Origin of the sequence: Catellatospora sp. TT07R-123 (assembly GCF_018327705.1) — a bacterium.
Lineage (GTDB): Bacteria > Actinomycetota > Actinomycetes > Mycobacteriales > Micromonosporaceae > Catellatospora.
The window spans coordinates 3,744,525-3,758,886 of the sequence record NZ_BNEM01000002.1; the positions used below are offsets into that span (position 1 = coordinate 3,744,525).

At 71.5% G+C, this 14,362-nt stretch carries 15 protein-coding genes; 7 read left to right on the top strand and 8 right to left on the bottom strand.

Translation table 11 applies throughout. The features are described 5' to 3' along the window. Positions 1-15: 15 nt before the first annotated feature. Complete coding sequence (gene prmC / locus Cs7R123_RS36510) at positions 16-852, bottom strand: peptide chain release factor N(5)-glutamine methyltransferase (RefSeq protein WP_212833423.1); 837 nt, start codon at positions 850-852, stop codon at positions 16-18. 67 nt (positions 853-919) lie between these two features. Here prmC and Cs7R123_RS36515 point away from each other — a divergent pair, with 67 nt between their 5' ends. From Cs7R123_RS36515 to Cs7R123_RS36525, 3 genes are read left to right on the top strand one after another with little or no spacing between them, the layout of a single operon-like run. Then, positions 920-1,918, top strand: coding sequence for an ATP-binding cassette domain-containing protein (locus tag Cs7R123_RS36515; protein WP_212833424.1), 999 nt, complete (start codon positions 920-922; stop codon positions 1,916-1,918). Continuing rightward, on the top strand, positions 1,915-2,700 hold the full coding sequence (locus tag Cs7R123_RS36520) for an ABC-2 family transporter protein (RefSeq protein WP_212833426.1): 786 nt from the start codon (positions 1,915-1,917) through the stop codon (positions 2,698-2,700). The genes Cs7R123_RS36515 and Cs7R123_RS36520 overlap by 4 nt, the downstream gene beginning before the upstream one ends. 2 nt (positions 2,701-2,702) lie before the next feature. Next, positions 2,703-3,491, top strand: a complete 789-nt coding sequence (locus Cs7R123_RS36525) for an ABC transporter permease (RefSeq protein WP_212833428.1) — start codon at positions 2,703-2,705, stop codon at positions 3,489-3,491. Between the two features lie 197 nt (positions 3,492-3,688). Here the strand turns inward: Cs7R123_RS36525 and prfA are convergent, their stop codons facing one another. Beyond that, positions 3,689-4,777 carry a peptide chain release factor 1 gene (prfA, locus tag Cs7R123_RS36530; RefSeq protein WP_212833430.1) on the bottom strand — a complete coding sequence of 363 codons (1,089 nt, stop codon included), beginning with the start codon at positions 4,775-4,777 and terminating at the stop codon, positions 3,689-3,691. An 85-nt stretch (positions 4,778-4,862) separates the two neighbouring features. Further along, complete coding sequence (rpmE, locus tag Cs7R123_RS36535; protein WP_212833432.1) at positions 4,863-5,087, bottom strand: 50S ribosomal protein L31; 225 nt, start codon at positions 5,085-5,087, stop codon at positions 4,863-4,865. A 160-nt stretch (positions 5,088-5,247) separates the two neighbouring features. Here rpmE and Cs7R123_RS36540 point away from each other — a divergent pair, with 160 nt between their 5' ends. The 3 genes from Cs7R123_RS36540 to Cs7R123_RS36550 all read left to right on the top strand — a co-directional run bounded on the left by Cs7R123_RS36540 (position 5,248) and on the right by Cs7R123_RS36550 (position 7,946). Continuing rightward, complete coding sequence (locus tag Cs7R123_RS36540; protein ID WP_212833434.1) at positions 5,248-6,339, top strand: RNA ligase; 1,092 nt, start codon at positions 5,248-5,250, stop codon at positions 6,337-6,339. 22 nt (positions 6,340-6,361) lie between these two features. Then, a complete protein-coding gene (locus tag Cs7R123_RS36545; protein ID WP_212833436.1) occupies positions 6,362-7,264 on the top strand; it encodes an AAA family ATPase in 903 nt (300 codons plus the stop codon). A gap of 97 nt (positions 7,265-7,361) precedes the next feature. Further along, positions 7,362-7,946 carry a Uma2 family endonuclease gene (locus tag Cs7R123_RS36550; protein ID WP_212833438.1) on the top strand — a complete coding sequence of 195 codons (585 nt, stop codon included), beginning with the start codon at positions 7,362-7,364 and terminating at the stop codon, positions 7,944-7,946. Positions 7,947-8,003: 57 nt separating this feature from the next. Here the strand turns inward: Cs7R123_RS36550 and rho are convergent, their stop codons facing one another. Both rho and thrB read right to left on the bottom strand, forming a co-directional pair. Next, complete coding sequence (rho, locus tag Cs7R123_RS36555; protein WP_212833440.1) at positions 8,004-9,965, bottom strand: transcription termination factor Rho; 1,962 nt, start codon at positions 9,963-9,965, stop codon at positions 8,004-8,006. A gap of 387 nt (positions 9,966-10,352) precedes the next feature. Then, positions 10,353-11,255, bottom strand: a complete 903-nt coding sequence (thrB, locus tag Cs7R123_RS36560) for a homoserine kinase (RefSeq protein ID WP_212833442.1) — start codon at positions 11,253-11,255, stop codon at positions 10,353-10,355. Between the two features lie 74 nt (positions 11,256-11,329). Between thrB and Cs7R123_RS36565 the strand changes: the two genes are divergently transcribed. Then, positions 11,330-11,752, top strand: coding sequence for a hypothetical protein (locus Cs7R123_RS36565; RefSeq protein ID WP_212833444.1), 423 nt, complete (start codon positions 11,330-11,332; stop codon positions 11,750-11,752). Between the two features lie 20 nt (positions 11,753-11,772). On the opposite strand, the gene Cs7R123_RS36570 is transcribed toward Cs7R123_RS36565, so the two are convergent. The 3 genes from Cs7R123_RS36570 to Cs7R123_RS36580 all read right to left on the bottom strand — a co-directional run bounded on the left by Cs7R123_RS36570 (position 11,773) and on the right by Cs7R123_RS36580 (position 14,307). After that, complete coding sequence (locus Cs7R123_RS36570; protein WP_212833446.1) at positions 11,773-11,964, bottom strand: toxin-antitoxin system HicB family antitoxin; 192 nt, start codon at positions 11,962-11,964, stop codon at positions 11,773-11,775. A 10-nt stretch (positions 11,965-11,974) separates the two neighbouring features. After that, the gene (locus tag Cs7R123_RS36575) at positions 11,975-12,838 is read right to left on the bottom strand and encodes an SPFH domain-containing protein (RefSeq protein ID WP_212833448.1); all 864 of its coding nucleotides are present in this window, start codon (positions 12,836-12,838) and stop codon (positions 11,975-11,977) included. Positions 12,839-13,032: 194 nt separating this feature from the next. After that, on the bottom strand, positions 13,033-14,307 hold the full coding sequence (locus Cs7R123_RS36580) for an MFS transporter (RefSeq protein ID WP_212833450.1): 1,275 nt from the start codon (positions 14,305-14,307) through the stop codon (positions 13,033-13,035). Positions 14,308-14,362 lie beyond the last annotated feature (55 nt).

Sequence of the window (14,362 nt, forward strand, 5' to 3'; positions counted from 1 at the left end):
GTGACCTGTCGCTGATCAGGCGGTGCCCGCGCGGACCGCCGTGGTGAACCTCGGCCGCCCGGCCAGATCGAGATGCGTCGTGACCTCGTCGAACTCCGCCGACAGCAGCTCGCGCATGGCGTCGGTGTGCGTGTCGTCGTGCTCCATGCCGATCAGCCCGCCGGGCCGCAGCACCCGCGCCGAACGGGTGACGATCACCGGAATGAGATCCAGGCCGTCGGGTCCGGCGAAGACGGCGTCGTGCGGATCGTGCCCGACCTCCGGGGGTACGGCGACCGCCGACGGCACGTACGGCGGGTTGCACAGCACCAGGTCGACCGGTTCGGGCAGCGTGACGTCGCGCACGTCGCCCTCGACGACCACGACCCCGGTGCCCTCGACGTTGCGCCGCAGCCAGGGCAGCGCCTGCTCGCCGCGCTCGACGGCGTACACGCGGGCGTCGGGGCGGGCGTCGGCGACGGTCACCGCCAGCGCGCCGGTGCCGCTGCACAGGTCGAGCACGGTCGGCACCCGTACGTCGCGCAGCGCCTCGACCCCCCAGCGGGCCAGCAGCTCGGTCTCCGGGCGCGGGATGAACACGCCGGGCCCGACCAGCAGGTCCCGGCCCAGGAACGGGGCGGTGCCGGTCAGGTGCTGCAACGGGACGCGCTGCGCGCGCAGCTCCACCAGCCGGTCCAGCACCTCGGCCTGCTCGTCGCTGAGCTGCCCGATCAGCAGCAGCGCCCCGCGGGGCACGCCCAGCACATACGCCGCCAGCAGCTCGGCGTCGACGCGCGCGGAGTCCACGCCCGCCGCCGCCAGCCGGGCCGCAGCCTGCCGCAGCCGCACCGACAGCCCCACCGCTCCGCTCATCCGATCACCGTATCCGCAGGCGGGAAACCGGTTGCCCCGGGCGGGAGCTTTTCGCGAGGGTGGGCGCATGGCACTGGTGCAGGCCGAAGGGCTGACGAAGATCTTCCGTCGGCCGCAGAAGGATCCGGGCTTGCGCGGCTCGCTGAAACACCTGGTCCGGCCCAGGTACAAGGACTTCACCGCGGTCGACGGGATCGACCTGTCCATCGAGGCGGGCGAGTCGGTGGCGTACGTCGGGCCCAACGGCGCCGGCAAGTCGACCACGATCAAGCTGCTCACCGGCATCCTGGTGCCCACGGCGGGCACGGTCCGGGTGGCCGGGGCGACCCCGCACGTGGACCGGATGGACAACGCGCGCAACATCGGCGTGCTGTTCGGCCAGCGCACCCAGCTGTGGTGGGACCTGCCGGTCCGCGAGTCGCTGAACCTGCTGCGCGACATGTACGACCTGACCCCCGCCGCCTACCGCGAGCGCCTGGACCGGCTCGACGCCGTGCTCGACCTGGGCGACCTGCTGCCGGTGGTGGCCCGCAAGCTGTCGCTGGGCCAGCGGATGCGCGCCGACCTGGCCGCCGCGCTGCTGCACACCCCGCGCATCGTCTACCTCGACGAGCCCACCATCGGCCTGGACATCTCGGTGAAGGACAAGGTGCGGCAGTTCCTGCGCGAGCTGCGCGCCGACGGCACCACGCTGATGCTGACCACCCACGACCTCGGCGACATCGAGGACGTGTGCGAGCGCATCGTGATCATCGACGAGGGCCGGATCATCTTCGACGGGCCGCTGGCGCAGATGAAGGACCGGTTCGCGCGTACCCGGCGGATGCGGCTGCAACTGGCGGAGGCCGTGCCGGTGGCGCGGCTGGCGGCGCGGCTGCCCGACGTCGAGGTGCTGCCGGGCGCCGGGCCGCAGGAGGTGACGGTGGTGTTCGACCGGTTCAGCCATACCGCCGGGCAGGTCATCGCGGCGGTGCTCGGTGTGGTCGAGGTCGGCGAGCTGCACCTGGACGAGCCCGCGATCGAGGACGTGGTGCGCAAGGTGTACGCCGGGGAGCTGCTCGTATGACGCCGTACCTGTCGCTGTGGCGGATGTCGACCCGCCGGATCATGACGTACCGGCTGAGTTCGCTCATCTCCTGGATCGGCGGCGGCCTGTTCCTGGCCTCGTCGCTGGCGGTGTGGCACGCGCTGCTCGCCGACGGCGGGATCGCCGGGTACGACTGGCCGCACATGAAGACGTACCTGCTGGTGGGCTGGGCCTCCGGGGCGGTCGGCTCGGCCTACGGCGACTGGTGGATGGCCGAGCGGATCCAGACCGGCCAGGTGGCGATCGACCTGACCAAGCCGATCGACTACCAGTGGGCCCGGTTCAGCGAGCACATGGGCGGGCTGGCGCTGGAGTTCGCGGCGATCGCGGTCGCGGGCACCGGCATGATCGTGCTGACCGGCGGCATCCCGGTGCCGTCACCGCAGCAGGCGCTGCTGTTCGCGGCCAGCTTCGCGATGGTGCCGCCGCTGAAGTTCACCATCGCGTACTTCACCACGATGACCTGCTTCTGGACGCAGAACTTCATGGGCGTCTCCTGGGCCAAGGACGGGCTGGTGATGCTGTTCAGCGGGGCGATGATCCCGCTGGCGCTGCTGCCCGCGTGGCTGGGCGGGCTCGCCGCGGTGCTGCCGTTCGCCAGCATCACGGCCACCCCGGCGGCGCTGCTGCTCGGCCAGGCGACCGGCCTGGACGCGCTGCGGCTGCTGGCGGTGCAGGCGGGGTGGGTGCTGGCGCTGTGGTGGGCGGCCCGGCTGGTGTGGCGGCGCGCGCTGCGCGCCCTGACCGTGCACGGAGGCTGACGATGCTGCGCACACTGCGGATCTACCGGCGCGGGCTGGGTGCCAACCTGCGCGCCGTGCTGGAGTACGAGGCCGACTTCTGGATCCTCGTCGTCGCCGGCGCCCTGTTCCAGACCCTGAACCTGCTGTTCCTCAAGTCGGTCTTCACCCACGTGCCGACCCTCAACGGCTGGACGTTCCCGGAGGCGCTGCTGCTGATGGGCATGTTCGGGGTGGTCATCGGGACCGGACCGCTGTTCTTCGAGGGCACCTGGCGGTTGGCCGGGAAGATCAACCACGGCGAGCTGGACTATGCGCTGGTGCGGCCCGCCCCGGTGCCGGTGCAGGTGATCAGCGGCGGGATCGGGCTGCACGGCATCGGCGACATGCTCGCCGGGGGCACCATGATCGTCTGGGCGCTGGCGCACCTGGACGTGGACTGGTCGCCGCTGCGGGTGGTGACGGCGGTGGTGCTGCTGGCCAGCGCGGTGACGGTCAACCTGTCGATGGTGGTGCTGGGCAACTGCGCGTCGTTCTGGATCGCGGGGCCGCACCCGTTCTTCGCGGTGACCCTGAACAACATCAACAACCTGGTGCGGTACCCGATCGGGATCTTCAGCCTGGCGGTGCGGGCGCTGCTGACGCTGGTCGTCCCGTGGGGGTTCATGACGTACTTCCCCGTCGCCTGGCTGCTGGACAAGCCGTCCCCGTGGATCGGGCTGCTGACCCCGCTGGCCGCCCTGTACCTGGCGCTGCTGGCCCGCACGGTCTTCCGAGCGGGCCTGCGCCGCTACGACAGCGCCGGCCACTGACCCACCCCGCACACCCACCCCGTCACCGACCCGCGCCGCCCACCGTTACCAACCCCGTTTTTCATAGACGTTGGCCTATTACATCGACTGAGCGAAGATCGAAGTCGACGTCATAGGCCAACGTCTATGAAAAACGGGGTTGGTCGGGGTGACCGCGGCGTCAGGTGAGCTCGGCTGTGGTTCGGTTCGTCTCGCGGTTACTGGCGGGAGAGTTCCGTCTCGCCGGCCAGGCGTGCCGCGCGGTCGGCGGTGGTGAGGGCGTCGAGGACGCCGTCCATCTCCCCGCCCATCGCGATGTCGAGGTTGTACGCCGTGTACCCGATCCGGTGGTCGGTGATCCGGTTCTGCGGGTAGTTGTACGTGCGGATCCGCTCCGACCGGTCCACCGTGCGGATCTGCGCCTTGCGCGCGTCGGCGGCCGCGGCGGCCGCCTGCTCCTCGGCGTACTGCGCGAGCTTGGCGCGCAGCATGCGCATGGCCTTGTCCTTGTTCTGCAGCTGCGAGCGCTCGTTCTGGCAGGTCACCACGGTGCCGGTCGGGATGTGCGTGATGCGCACCGCCGAGTCGGTGGTGTTGACGGACTGGCCGCCCGCGCCCTGCGACCGGTACACGTCGATCCGCAGGTCGTTGAGGTCGATCTCGACCTCGGTCTCCTCCGCCTCCGGCATGACCAGCACGCCCGCGGCCGAGGTGTGGATGCGGCCCTGCGACTCGGTGGCGGGCACGCGCTGCACCCGGTGCACGCCGCCCTCCCACTTCAGCCGCGACCAGACGCCGTTGCCGCCCTCGGGCACGCCCCGGGTCTTGATGGCGACCGAGACGTCCTTGACGCCGCCCAGGTCGGAATCCTGCGAGTCGAGCACCTCGGTCAGCCAGCCGTGCTTCTCGGCATAGCGCAGGTACATGCGCAGCAGGTCCCCGGCGAACAGGGCCGACTCCTCGCCGCCCTCGCCGGACTTGATCTCCAGGATCACGTCCTTGCCGTCGTTGGGGTCGCGCGGGGCCAGCAGCTCGGCGAGCTTCTCCTCCAGCTCGGGCAGCCGCTGCTCCAGCGCCACCGCCTCGGCGGCGAAGTCGGGGTCGACCGGGGCCAGCTCGCGCGCGGCCTCCAGGTCGGCGCGGGTGGCCGACAGCTCGCCCGCGGTCTTGTGGATGGGGGTCAGCTCGGCGAAGCGCCGCCCCACCTTGCGCGCGGCAGCCTGGTCGGCGTGGATCGACGGGTCCGCCAGCCTCGCCTCCAGGTCCGAGTACTCGGCCAGCAGGGCGTCGAGACGTTCGTTGCTCATGTCCGAATCCTCCCTAGAAACGATGCTTGCGGGCAACAGCACGACGCCCGCCCCGTGAGACACGGAGCGGGCGCCGGAAAGACAGCTACTTGGCGTCCTTCTTCTGGACCTTGGCGTACTTGGCCTGGAACTTGGCGACCCGGCCGGCGGTGTCCAGGACGCGCTGCTTGCCCGTGTAGAACGGGTGGCAGGCGCTGCAGGTCTCAGCGTGGATGGCGCCACCCTTGGCGGTGCTGCGGGTGACGAAGGTGTTGCCGCACGAGCAGGTGACGGTCGTCTCCTGGTACTGCGGGTGGATACCGGACTTCATAGCCTCGGTCCTTTCAAGTCGTGGGCGCTGGGTCGCCGTCATCGCGTACCGCGCTCGCGCGGGCCGCTCGGGCGTGAACCAGACCCGGTCTGGCCGACTGACCAGTATGCCACCTATCTCGGATGCGCCATGCGGCGGTCTCTCGGTAGCGTCACCGGCCATGTCCCCCCTCGCAACAACGACACTGGATGCTCTGTTCCCGGCCGACGCGCTTGAGCGCGCCCTGACCGAGGGACTGGTGCGCAGGCAGCGGCACCCGCACCTGCCGTTGACGATCTTCAACTACACCGAGAAGTGCGTGTATGCGAACACCTGGGACACGGTGACCCTTTCCTGCCGCGGCCTGATCACCGACGACACCGGTGCCGTGCTGGCGCGCCCGCTGGCGAAGTTCTTCAACCACGGCCAGCCGGGCGCGGCCCAGATCGGCCTGGACGAGCCGGTGCAGGTCACGGACAAGGCGGACGGGTCACTCGGTGTGATCTACCCGACCGCGGACGGCCCGGCGGTGGCCACCCGCGGGTCGTTCAACTCCGACCAGGCGCGGCACGCCACCGACCTGCTGCGCAAGCGGTACCCGCACTGGGCGCCGCCGGCCGGGCGGACCGTGCTCGTGGAGATCATCTACCCGGCGAACCGGATCGTCGTCGACTACCGCGGCATGAACGACCTGATGCTGCTCGGCGCGGTCGACGTCGCCACCGGGCGCTCGTACGGCCCCGAGGGCGTGCCGGACTGGCCCGGCCCGGTGGTCGAGGTCTTCGGGTACGCGACGTTCGCCGAGGCGCTGGCGGCACCCGCCCGCCCCGGCCGCGAAGGCCTGGTCGTGCGCGCGACCGGCCCGGACACCCGCGTGAAGATCAAATATGAGGACTACCTGCACCTGCACCGGATCATCTACGGTCTGCACGCCCGTGGCATCTGGGAGGCGCTGGGCGCCGGGGCGACGGTCGCGCAGATCGCCGAGCCGGTGCCCGACGAGTTCCACGCCTGGATCACGTCGGTCGCCGACCGGCTGCGCACCGAGACGGCCACCCGGTCCGCCCAGGTCGAGCAGGCGTACGCCCAGATCCTGGCGGACCTGCCCGAGGGCTGGACCCGCAAGGACTTCGCGCTCGTCGCCGGGCGCCACGAGCTGCGCGGCTACCTGTTCGCACGGCTGGACGGCAAGGACTACCGGCCCGCCCTCTGGTACTCCGTACGGCCGGAGGCGAGCGAGACCCCGCACGGCCGTACCTTCGACGACGAGTAGCCCGACCCCGGAGAGCAGCGACATGCCCACCCTGACCATCACGCCGACTCTCACGATCACGAGGGGCCTGCCCGGCTCCGGCAAGACCACCTGGGCCAAGACCCAGGCCGCCGCAGTCCGCGTCAACCGCGACGACCTGCGCCGCATGCTGCACGGCGGCAACCTCGGCGAGGGCTGGGCCGAGCACCAGGTCACCGTGGCCCAGCGCGCCCAGGTCGAGGCGCTGCTGCGCGCCGGGGTCGACGTGATCTGCGACGACACCAACCTGCGCGCGAAGGTGGTGCGCGAGCTGGCCGAGCTCGCCGCCGCCTGCGGCGCCCGCAGCGTGCTGCGCGACTTCACCGACGTGCCCCTCCAGACCTGCCTCGACCGCGACGCGGCCCGCCCCGAGGGCGACCGGGTCGGCGCCGAGGTGATCCTGCGCATGCACGAGCGCTACCTGGCCGGGCACCGGACCGACCTCACGCTGCCCGAGCCGGGGGTGCACCGCACCTACACGCCCCCCGCGGACGCGCCCCGGGCGATCCTGGTCGACCTGGACGGCACCGTGGCGCTGATGGGCGCGCGCAGCCCGTACGACCACACCCGCGTGCACCTGGACCTGCCCAACCAGCCGGTCATCGACGCGGTCCGCGCGCTGCACGCGGCGGGCCACACGGTGGTCTACTGCTCCGGCCGGGTCGACGCGTGCCGGGAGGCGACCGCCGCCTGGCTGGACGAGCACGTCGGCGTCCCGTACGCGGGCCTGCACATGCGCCGCACCGGCGACCAGCGCAAGGACTCCGTCGTCAAGCAGGAGATCTTCGAGCGGGAGCTGCGCGACAGCTGGCACGTCGTGGCCGTGCTCGACGACCGCAACCAGGTGGTGCGGATGTGGCGCGAGCTGGGCCTCACCGTCTTCCAGGTCGCCGACGGCGCCTTCTAGCCCCCAGAGTAAGCAAGGGCACCCTCTTGACGTATTACGTAGCGGAGGGTGCCCTTCTTAACATGGGTTGACAGACGTCAGTACAAGGGGACCTACGGTGACCAAGCTGTCGCAGAAGCTCACCCGGGACGGGACGGCCACGCTGCCCGCCGCGGTGACCGTCACGCCGGACGAGTACGACACGCTGCCCCCCGACAGCCGCATCGAGCTCCTGGACGGAGTCCTGCGCCCCATGACGCCACCGACGGCGCGGCATCAGATCGTCATGATGCGGCTGGTCACCGCGCTGCTGCGCCGCTGCCCGCCCGCCCTGGCCGCCCTGCACGAGCAGGAGATCCGGCTCGCCGACGACCTGCGCCGCAACCCCGACGTGCTGGTCGTCCGCGCCGCCGCGGTCAACCTGGACTGGTTCAGCTTCCCGCCGCACGAGGTGGTGCTGGCCGTGGAGATCGTCAGCCCGGGTACGCAGACCGCCGACCGCAAGCACAAGCCGGCCGAGTACGCCGACGCCGGCATCCCCTACTACTGGCGGATCGAGCCGACCCCGATCTTCGCGGTGCACACGTTCCACCTGGCCGAGACCGACGTCTACGAGTCGACCGGCGTCTTCGGCGCGGGCGAGTTCATCACCGTGCCGGGCCTGGACTGGGCCGCCATCCCAGTCACCGAGCTGATCCCGTAGTCCGTACACGCGAAGAGGGCCGACCCCGCCGGGGTCGGCCCTCTTTCCGCGCTGACGTCACTCGCCGGGAGTGGTCTTCGCGATCTGCATCAGGAACTCGATGTTGGTGCGGGTCTGCTTCAGCTTGTCCAGCAGCAGGTCCAGCGCCGCCTGCGAGTCCAGCGAGTGCAGGACCTTGCGCAGCTTGTGCACGATCACCAGCTCCTCCGGCGCCAGCAGGATCTCCTCCTTGCGGGTGCCGGACGGGTCGATGTCGATCGCCGGGAAGATGCGCTTGTCCGCGATCTTGCGGTCGAGCTTGAGCTCGGCGTTACCCGTGCCCTTGAACTCCTCGAAGATGACCGTGTCCATCATCGAACCGGTCTCCACCAGCGCCGTGGCGAGAATGGTCAGCGAGCCGCCGTTCTCGATGTTGCGGGCCGCGCCGAGGAAGCGCTTGGGCGGGTAGAGCGCGGTCGAGTCGATACCACCGGACAGGATGCGGCCGGAGGCCGGCGCCGCCAGGTTGTACGCCCGGCCCAGACGCGTGATCGAGTCCAGCAGCACCACCACGTCGTGACCCAGCTCGACCAGGCGCTTGGCCCGCTCGATCGCCAGCTCGGCGACGGTGGTGTGGTCCATCGGCGGCCGGTCGAAGGTCGAGGCGATGACCTCGCCCTTCACCGAGCGCTGCATGTCGGTGACCTCTTCGGGCCGCTCGTCCACCAGCACCACCATCAGGTGGCACTCGGGGTTGTTCGTCGTGATCGCGTTGGCCAGGGCCTGGAGCACCATGGTCTTACCGGCCTTGGGCGGCGACACGATGAGCGCGCGCTGGCCCTTGCCGATCGGCATGACCAGGTCTATCACCCGCGTGGTCAGGATCTGCGGCTCGGTCTCCAGGCGCAGGCGCTCCTGCGGGTACAGCGGAGTGAGCTTGTAGAACTCGGGACGGCGGCGGGCCTCATCGGGCTCCATGCCGTTGACCGTGTCCAGCCGGACCAGCGGGTTGTACTTGTCGCGACGCTGCTCGCCGCTTCCGCTCTCGCGGGGCGAGGTCCGCACGGCGCCGGTGATCGCGTCACCGCGGCGCAGACCGTACTTCTTGACCTGCGACATCGACACGTAGACGTCGTTCGGGCCCGCCAGGTAGCCGGTGGTGCGCACGAAGGCGTAGTTGTCGAGCACGTCGACGATGCCGGCGACCGGCACCAGGACGTCGTCCTCGCTCACCTGCGGCTCGGCACCGCCGCCACCGCCGCTGCCGGTCTCGCGCTCGCGGCCGCGCGACCGGCGGTCGCGGAACCGGCTGCGCCGCCCGCGGCGGCCGTCGCCGTCCTCGTCACCGTCGAAGTCCCGCTCGCGCGGCGCCCGGTCGGCGTTGCGCTCACCGCGGTCGGCGGTGCGCTCGGCACGCTCCTCACGCGGACCCCGCTCGGCACGCTCCTCGCGCGGACCCCGCTCGGCACGCTCCTCACGCGGGCCCCGCTCGGCACGCTCCTCACGCGGGCCCCGGTCGGCACGCTCCTCACGCGGGCCCCGGTCGGAGCGCTCGCCGCGGTCCCCGCGGTCACCACGCTCTCCCCGCTCGCCGTTGCGCTCCCGGCGCGACTCGCGGCGGCCTTCGCCCCGCTCGCGGCCCTCGGGGGCGCCGGCGGGCGCCTCAGCCTCACCACGCGGCTCCGGCGCCCCGCGGCGGCTACGACGCTCGCCACGCGGCTCGGAACCCTCCGCGCCGGCGGGCTCGGCCGCGGTCTCGCGGACCTCGGCCCGCACCTCCTCGCGCGCCGGCGCGGCGGCCGCGGCGACGTCAGCGCGGGGGCGCGGAGCGCCGCCGCCCTGGCTGGCCGTGATCGCGGCGATCAGCTCGCCCTTGCGCATGCGTGCGGTGCCCGTGATGCCCAACCCCGCCGCGAGAGTCTGCAGCTCAGGCAGCAGCTTCGCAGAGAGACCGCTGCCGGCAGTACGGCGGCGCCGGCCGGTGGAGGCGTCGTCAGCGACGTGGGAGACATCCGACGTCATGTCGGTGGTGTCGCTCAATGGATTCCTTCCCTCGATTGGCCGGGGCAGCCCGGGTCTTCTTTCGACAGTGGCGGCCGGGCGGCCTCGGATACCCGTGGGTACTCATCGCGAGCCCTACGGGGGTTTTTGCGCAGTCTCGACGGTGTTCCCTCTCCGTCCAGAAGCGACGGCAGGACACCAGGAGCGTGCGATCAGGCTGCGGCAGGCGTAGACAGGGGGTGGACGGCCGTATTGTCAGGCAAACGTGTCCGTCTGAACCGAGCTCCGGTTGCGCCGCCCCGCACAAGATCGGGCGCTTCGCGGCTGTGCTGCCCTAGAGCGTAATCAACGACTCAGACCAGCGGCAACACCGGGCTACTCGGCGTGTCTGAACTGCTGCAAAAGTCAGGTGATACGCCCCGGTTTCTAACACGGGATCCTACCTTCGCATACGACCGCCCCGCCAGCGTTCACGGCAATACTGTGGGACACCCAACTGCCGTCCGGCGTGAAATCGGACGGCAGGGCCGAGAGCACCAGTACGCTGGGCCCGGCCCCGCTGACCACGGCCGCCGCGCCGGCGGCGCGCAGCCGCGCGACCAGCTCGGCTGTCTGCGGCATGCCCGGGGCGCGGTAGTCCTGGTGGAGCCGGTCCTCGGTGGCCTCGTAGAGCAGCCCCGGCTCGGCCGTCAGCGCGTGCACCAGCAGCGCCGAGCGGCCCGCGTTGAACGCCGCGTCGGCGTGCGGCACCTGCGGCGGCAGCGCCGCGCGGGCCTGCGCCGTGAAGCCCCGCACCGCGGGCACGAACACGGTGGGCCGCACCCCGGGGGCCACCGGCAGCGACACGGCCCGGGCGGCGTCGGCGCCGCCCCAGGCGATGGTGAATCCGCCCAACAGGCAGGGCGCGATGTTGTCGGGGTGGCCCTCGATGCGGCCGGCGATGCGCACCTCGTCGGCCCGGCTCAGGCGGCCGCCCGCCAGGGCGTTGGCCAGGGTCACCCCGGCCACGATCGCGGCGCTGGACGATCCCATGCCCCTGGCCTGCGGTATCCGGTTGCGGCAGTGCAGGCCGAGGCCGGCGGGCTGGGCGCCCAGCTCGGCGAAGGTCTCCCGCATCGCGCGTACGACCAGGTGCGTGTCGTCGGCGGGCAACTCGCCGGCGCCCTCGCCCTCGACCGTCACGCTGGTCCTGCCGTCCTCGGTCACCCAGGCGGTGACCTCGTCGCACAGGTCCAGCGCCAGCCCCAGGGCGTCGAAGCCGGGGCCGAGGTTCGCGCTGGTCGCCGGGGCCAGCACCGTGCGGGCGCCCGGACCGAAGGTGATCGTCACGGGGTCAATATAGGTCTGCGGCGCTGGTCGCCCACCGGTACGGTGTGGCCGTTGTCCACCCCTCGGGAGATCCCATGAACCTCGTCGACCCCGCCGAGCTCGCCTGGGCCGTGCCGGCCCTGTTCCTTCCGCTGGTGCTGCTGGTCGGCCTCGTGCTCGCGCTGGTCATGCGCAAGCGGCTGGGCGCCGTCGCCACCACTTTGATCCTCGCCGGCTGCGTGGTCGGCATCGTGCATTTCGGCTTCGCCTTCTGGTGGTCCTACTGGGGCGTGCGCATGGTCCTGTCGGCCACCTACCAGAGCGGCGGCTACCAGAACCACCTCATGACGATCCGCGTCGTCAGCACCCTGCTCTCCGTCAGCCAGGTGCTCTGGGTGTCGCTGCTGCTCGCGGGTGCCTTCGTCGGCCGCAGGAGGCCGCAGGCGGCGCCGGTCGATCCGGCCGCGCTGGCGCCGCGTCCGGGCGAGTCCGAGTGGACGGTGCCGCCCGTAGTCTGAGCACCGTCCACTTCGGCCTGTCAGTCTTCGGACTCGTCGTCCTCGACGGTGGCGGTGGGGCGGTCGACCGGCCGCCCCACCGACTTCAGCGCGGCGCGCAGCGCGTACTCGATCTGCGCGTTGACGCTGCGCAGGTCGTCGGCGGCCCAGCGGGCGATGGCGTCGTGGACCGCCGGATCCAGCCGCAGCAGCAGCTTCTTGCGCTCAGCCACCGCGTCGTCCTCAGTAGAGGGTGCCCGCGTTGACGACCGGCTGTGCGGCGCGGTCGCCGCACAGGACCACCAGCAGGTTGGACACCATCTGCGCCTTGCGCTCCTCGTCCAGCTCGACGACACCCTGCTCGCGCAGCTGCTCCAGCGCGCCGGAGACCATCCCCACGGCTCCCTCCACAATGGTCGCGCGGGCGGCCACGATCGCCTGCGCCTGCTGGCGGGCGAGCATCGCCTGAGCGATCTCCGCAGCATAGGCCAGATGCGTGATCCGCGACTCCACCACCTCGACCCCGGCCAGGGCGACGCGCTCGCGCAGCTCGGCGGTCAGCTCGTCGCTGACGGCGGCGCTGTCGCGCAGGCTGGTGCGGTCGGTGCCGTGCGCCTCGTACGGGTAGCTGGTGGCCAGGTGCCGCACCGCGGTCTCGGCCTGCACCTCGACGAAGTTCACGAAGTCGTCGACGGCGAACTTCGCCGCGTACGTGTCCACCACGCGCCACACCACCACGGCGGCGATCTCGACGGGGTTGCCGTCGGCGTCGGAGACCTTGAGACGGTTGGACTCGAAGTTGCGGACCCGCTTGGAGATCTTGGTCTTCTCCGTCAGCGGCCAGGTCCAGTGGAACCCGGGCGTGTCGATCGTCCCCGCGTAGCTGCCGAAGAACTGGATCAGCCGGGCGTCGTTCGGGCTGATCACGATGAATCCCGTGCAGACCAGGGTGATCAGCAGCGCCGCGGCCACCGCGGTGATGCCGATGACGGCGTCACCGCCCGGCTTGTCGGCGTACACCGCGACGACCGTGATCGTGGCCGCCAGCATCGCCAGCGCCACCAGTACGAGCAGGAACCCGGAGACCCGGAACGCCCGCTTCTGCATGACCCGCCTCCCCCAATATCGAAGTGATATCACCACGCTAGCACCCCCTCCCCAATCCGCGCACGGGGGCGGCGCTGTGGCAGCAGTTTCGGGGAAACTGCTGGAATCTCGGGGCCCGTTCCTGCACTTTCCCCGAAACTGCACGAACCCCGCCCGAGGTGTCGGGCGGGGTTCGGCGAGCGGGGCAGGGTGGGTCAGTCGGCGACGGCCAGGGCGGGGCCGGCCGTGACGTGGCGGGGCAGGCGGCGGGTGACCAGGCGCCAGCCGACGGCGTACAGCAGCGTGGTGGTGGCGCAGCAGGCGATCAGCAGCCGCACGTCCACCGAGTCCACGAAGAAGCCCACGGTCAGCTGCGACACCGTCACCGCCAGCATGGCGATCATCTGGTCGCTGGCGCCGACCCGGCCGCGCAGTTCGTCGGGCACCTCCTGGGCCAGGGCGTAGTTCGACATCACCCAGTTGCCGCCGCCCGCCGCGTGCGCGACGAAGATGCCCGCGAGCACCAGCGGGAACCAGGTCGCCATCGACACCCCGAGGTAGGCCAGCCCGTACGTCGACATGGAGATGGCCAGGGCCGGGAACAGCCAGTGCGGGCGGGCCAGGGCGGCGCGGAAGACGAACGGGCCGACCAGGCTGCCCAGCCCCCGGATCGCGAACATCAGGCCCAGCCCGCGCGGCCCGACCCCGAACGCCATGGCCAGCACCGGGAACGTGGCCAGCAGGCCGTTGCCCACGCCGACGGCCGACTTGACGGTCACCAGCGCCAGCAGGCGCGGCTCGCGGCGCAGGAAGCGGTTCGCCTCGGCGATCGCCGCGAAGGCCGGCCGCTGCTCGGCCCGGCCCGGCAGCTGCGTCGGGCGGTGGATGCCCGAGGTGAGCAGGGCGGCGCCGACCAGGCCGACCGCGACCAGCCCGAAGCACGCGTACGGGCTCAGCCAGGCGCTGACCACGCCGCCCATCGAGGAGGCCAGCACCGTGACCGTGCCCCAGGCGGAACCGTGCACCGCCATCGCGGGCGACAGGTCGCTGCGGTCGACCAGGTTCGGCATGGCCGCGTTGGCGGCCGGGGTGTAGAAGGCCTTCGCCCCCGACAGCGCCGCCACCGACACCAGCGCGATCGGGCCCGCCCAGGGCCCGTGCACCAGGAACAGGCCGACCACGGCGATCAGGGCGGACAGGTTGGAGGTGATGAGGATGCGCTTGCGGTCGAACCGGTCCGCGATCGTCCCCGCGTACGGCAGCAGCAGCGCGACCGTGCCGGTCTCGGCCGCCAGCGCCAGGCCGCCCCACAGCCCCTGCCCCGTCTTCTCGTTGAGCAGCAGCAACAGGGGGACCATGACGAACCAGTCCGCGCCGAAGACGATCAGCTCGGCCAGGAACAGCCGCCGGAAGTCACGGTTACGCGTAAGGACCCGAAGCACAGAGGCACCGTACACCTGGGATGATCCGGGGTGTCGGCACCCGCCCATGTTTTCCACCACATACGCCGACCGCCGCCTACCCGGAGCGGGTGGCGGCGGCGGG

Excerpts from the sequence above, each read along its gene's own strand:
- Cs7R123_RS36545 (WP_212833436.1), top strand. The coding sequence starts at position 6,362 with ATGCCCACCCTGACCATCACGCCGACTCTCACGATCACGAGGGGCCTG.
- prfA (WP_212833430.1), bottom strand. The coding sequence starts at position 4,777 with ATGAGCAACGAACGTCTCGACGCCCTGCTGGCCGAGTACTCGGACCTG.
- Cs7R123_RS36540 (WP_212833434.1), top strand. The coding sequence starts at position 5,248 with ATGTCCCCCCTCGCAACAACGACACTGGATGCTCTGTTCCCGGCCGAC.
- Cs7R123_RS36580 (WP_212833450.1), bottom strand. The coding sequence starts at position 14,307 with ATGGGCGGGTGCCGACACCCCGGATCATCCCAGGTGTACGGTGCCTCT.
- Cs7R123_RS36565 (WP_212833444.1), top strand. The coding sequence starts at position 11,330 with ATGAACCTCGTCGACCCCGCCGAGCTCGCCTGGGCCGTGCCGGCCCTG.
- Cs7R123_RS36575 (WP_212833448.1), bottom strand. The coding sequence starts at position 12,838 with ATGCAGAAGCGGGCGTTCCGGGTCTCCGGGTTCCTGCTCGTACTGGTG.
- rpmE (WP_212833432.1), bottom strand. The coding sequence starts at position 5,087 with ATGAAGTCCGGTATCCACCCGCAGTACCAGGAGACGACCGTCACCTGC.
- Cs7R123_RS36525 (WP_212833428.1), top strand. The coding sequence starts at position 2,703 with ATGCTGCGCACACTGCGGATCTACCGGCGCGGGCTGGGTGCCAACCTG.
- Cs7R123_RS36515 (WP_212833424.1), top strand. The coding sequence starts at position 920 with ATGGCACTGGTGCAGGCCGAAGGGCTGACGAAGATCTTCCGTCGGCCG.
- prmC (WP_212833423.1), bottom strand. The coding sequence starts at position 852 with ATGAGCGGAGCGGTGGGGCTGTCGGTGCGGCTGCGGCAGGCTGCGGCC.
- Cs7R123_RS36520 (WP_212833426.1), top strand. The coding sequence starts at position 1,915 with ATGACGCCGTACCTGTCGCTGTGGCGGATGTCGACCCGCCGGATCATG.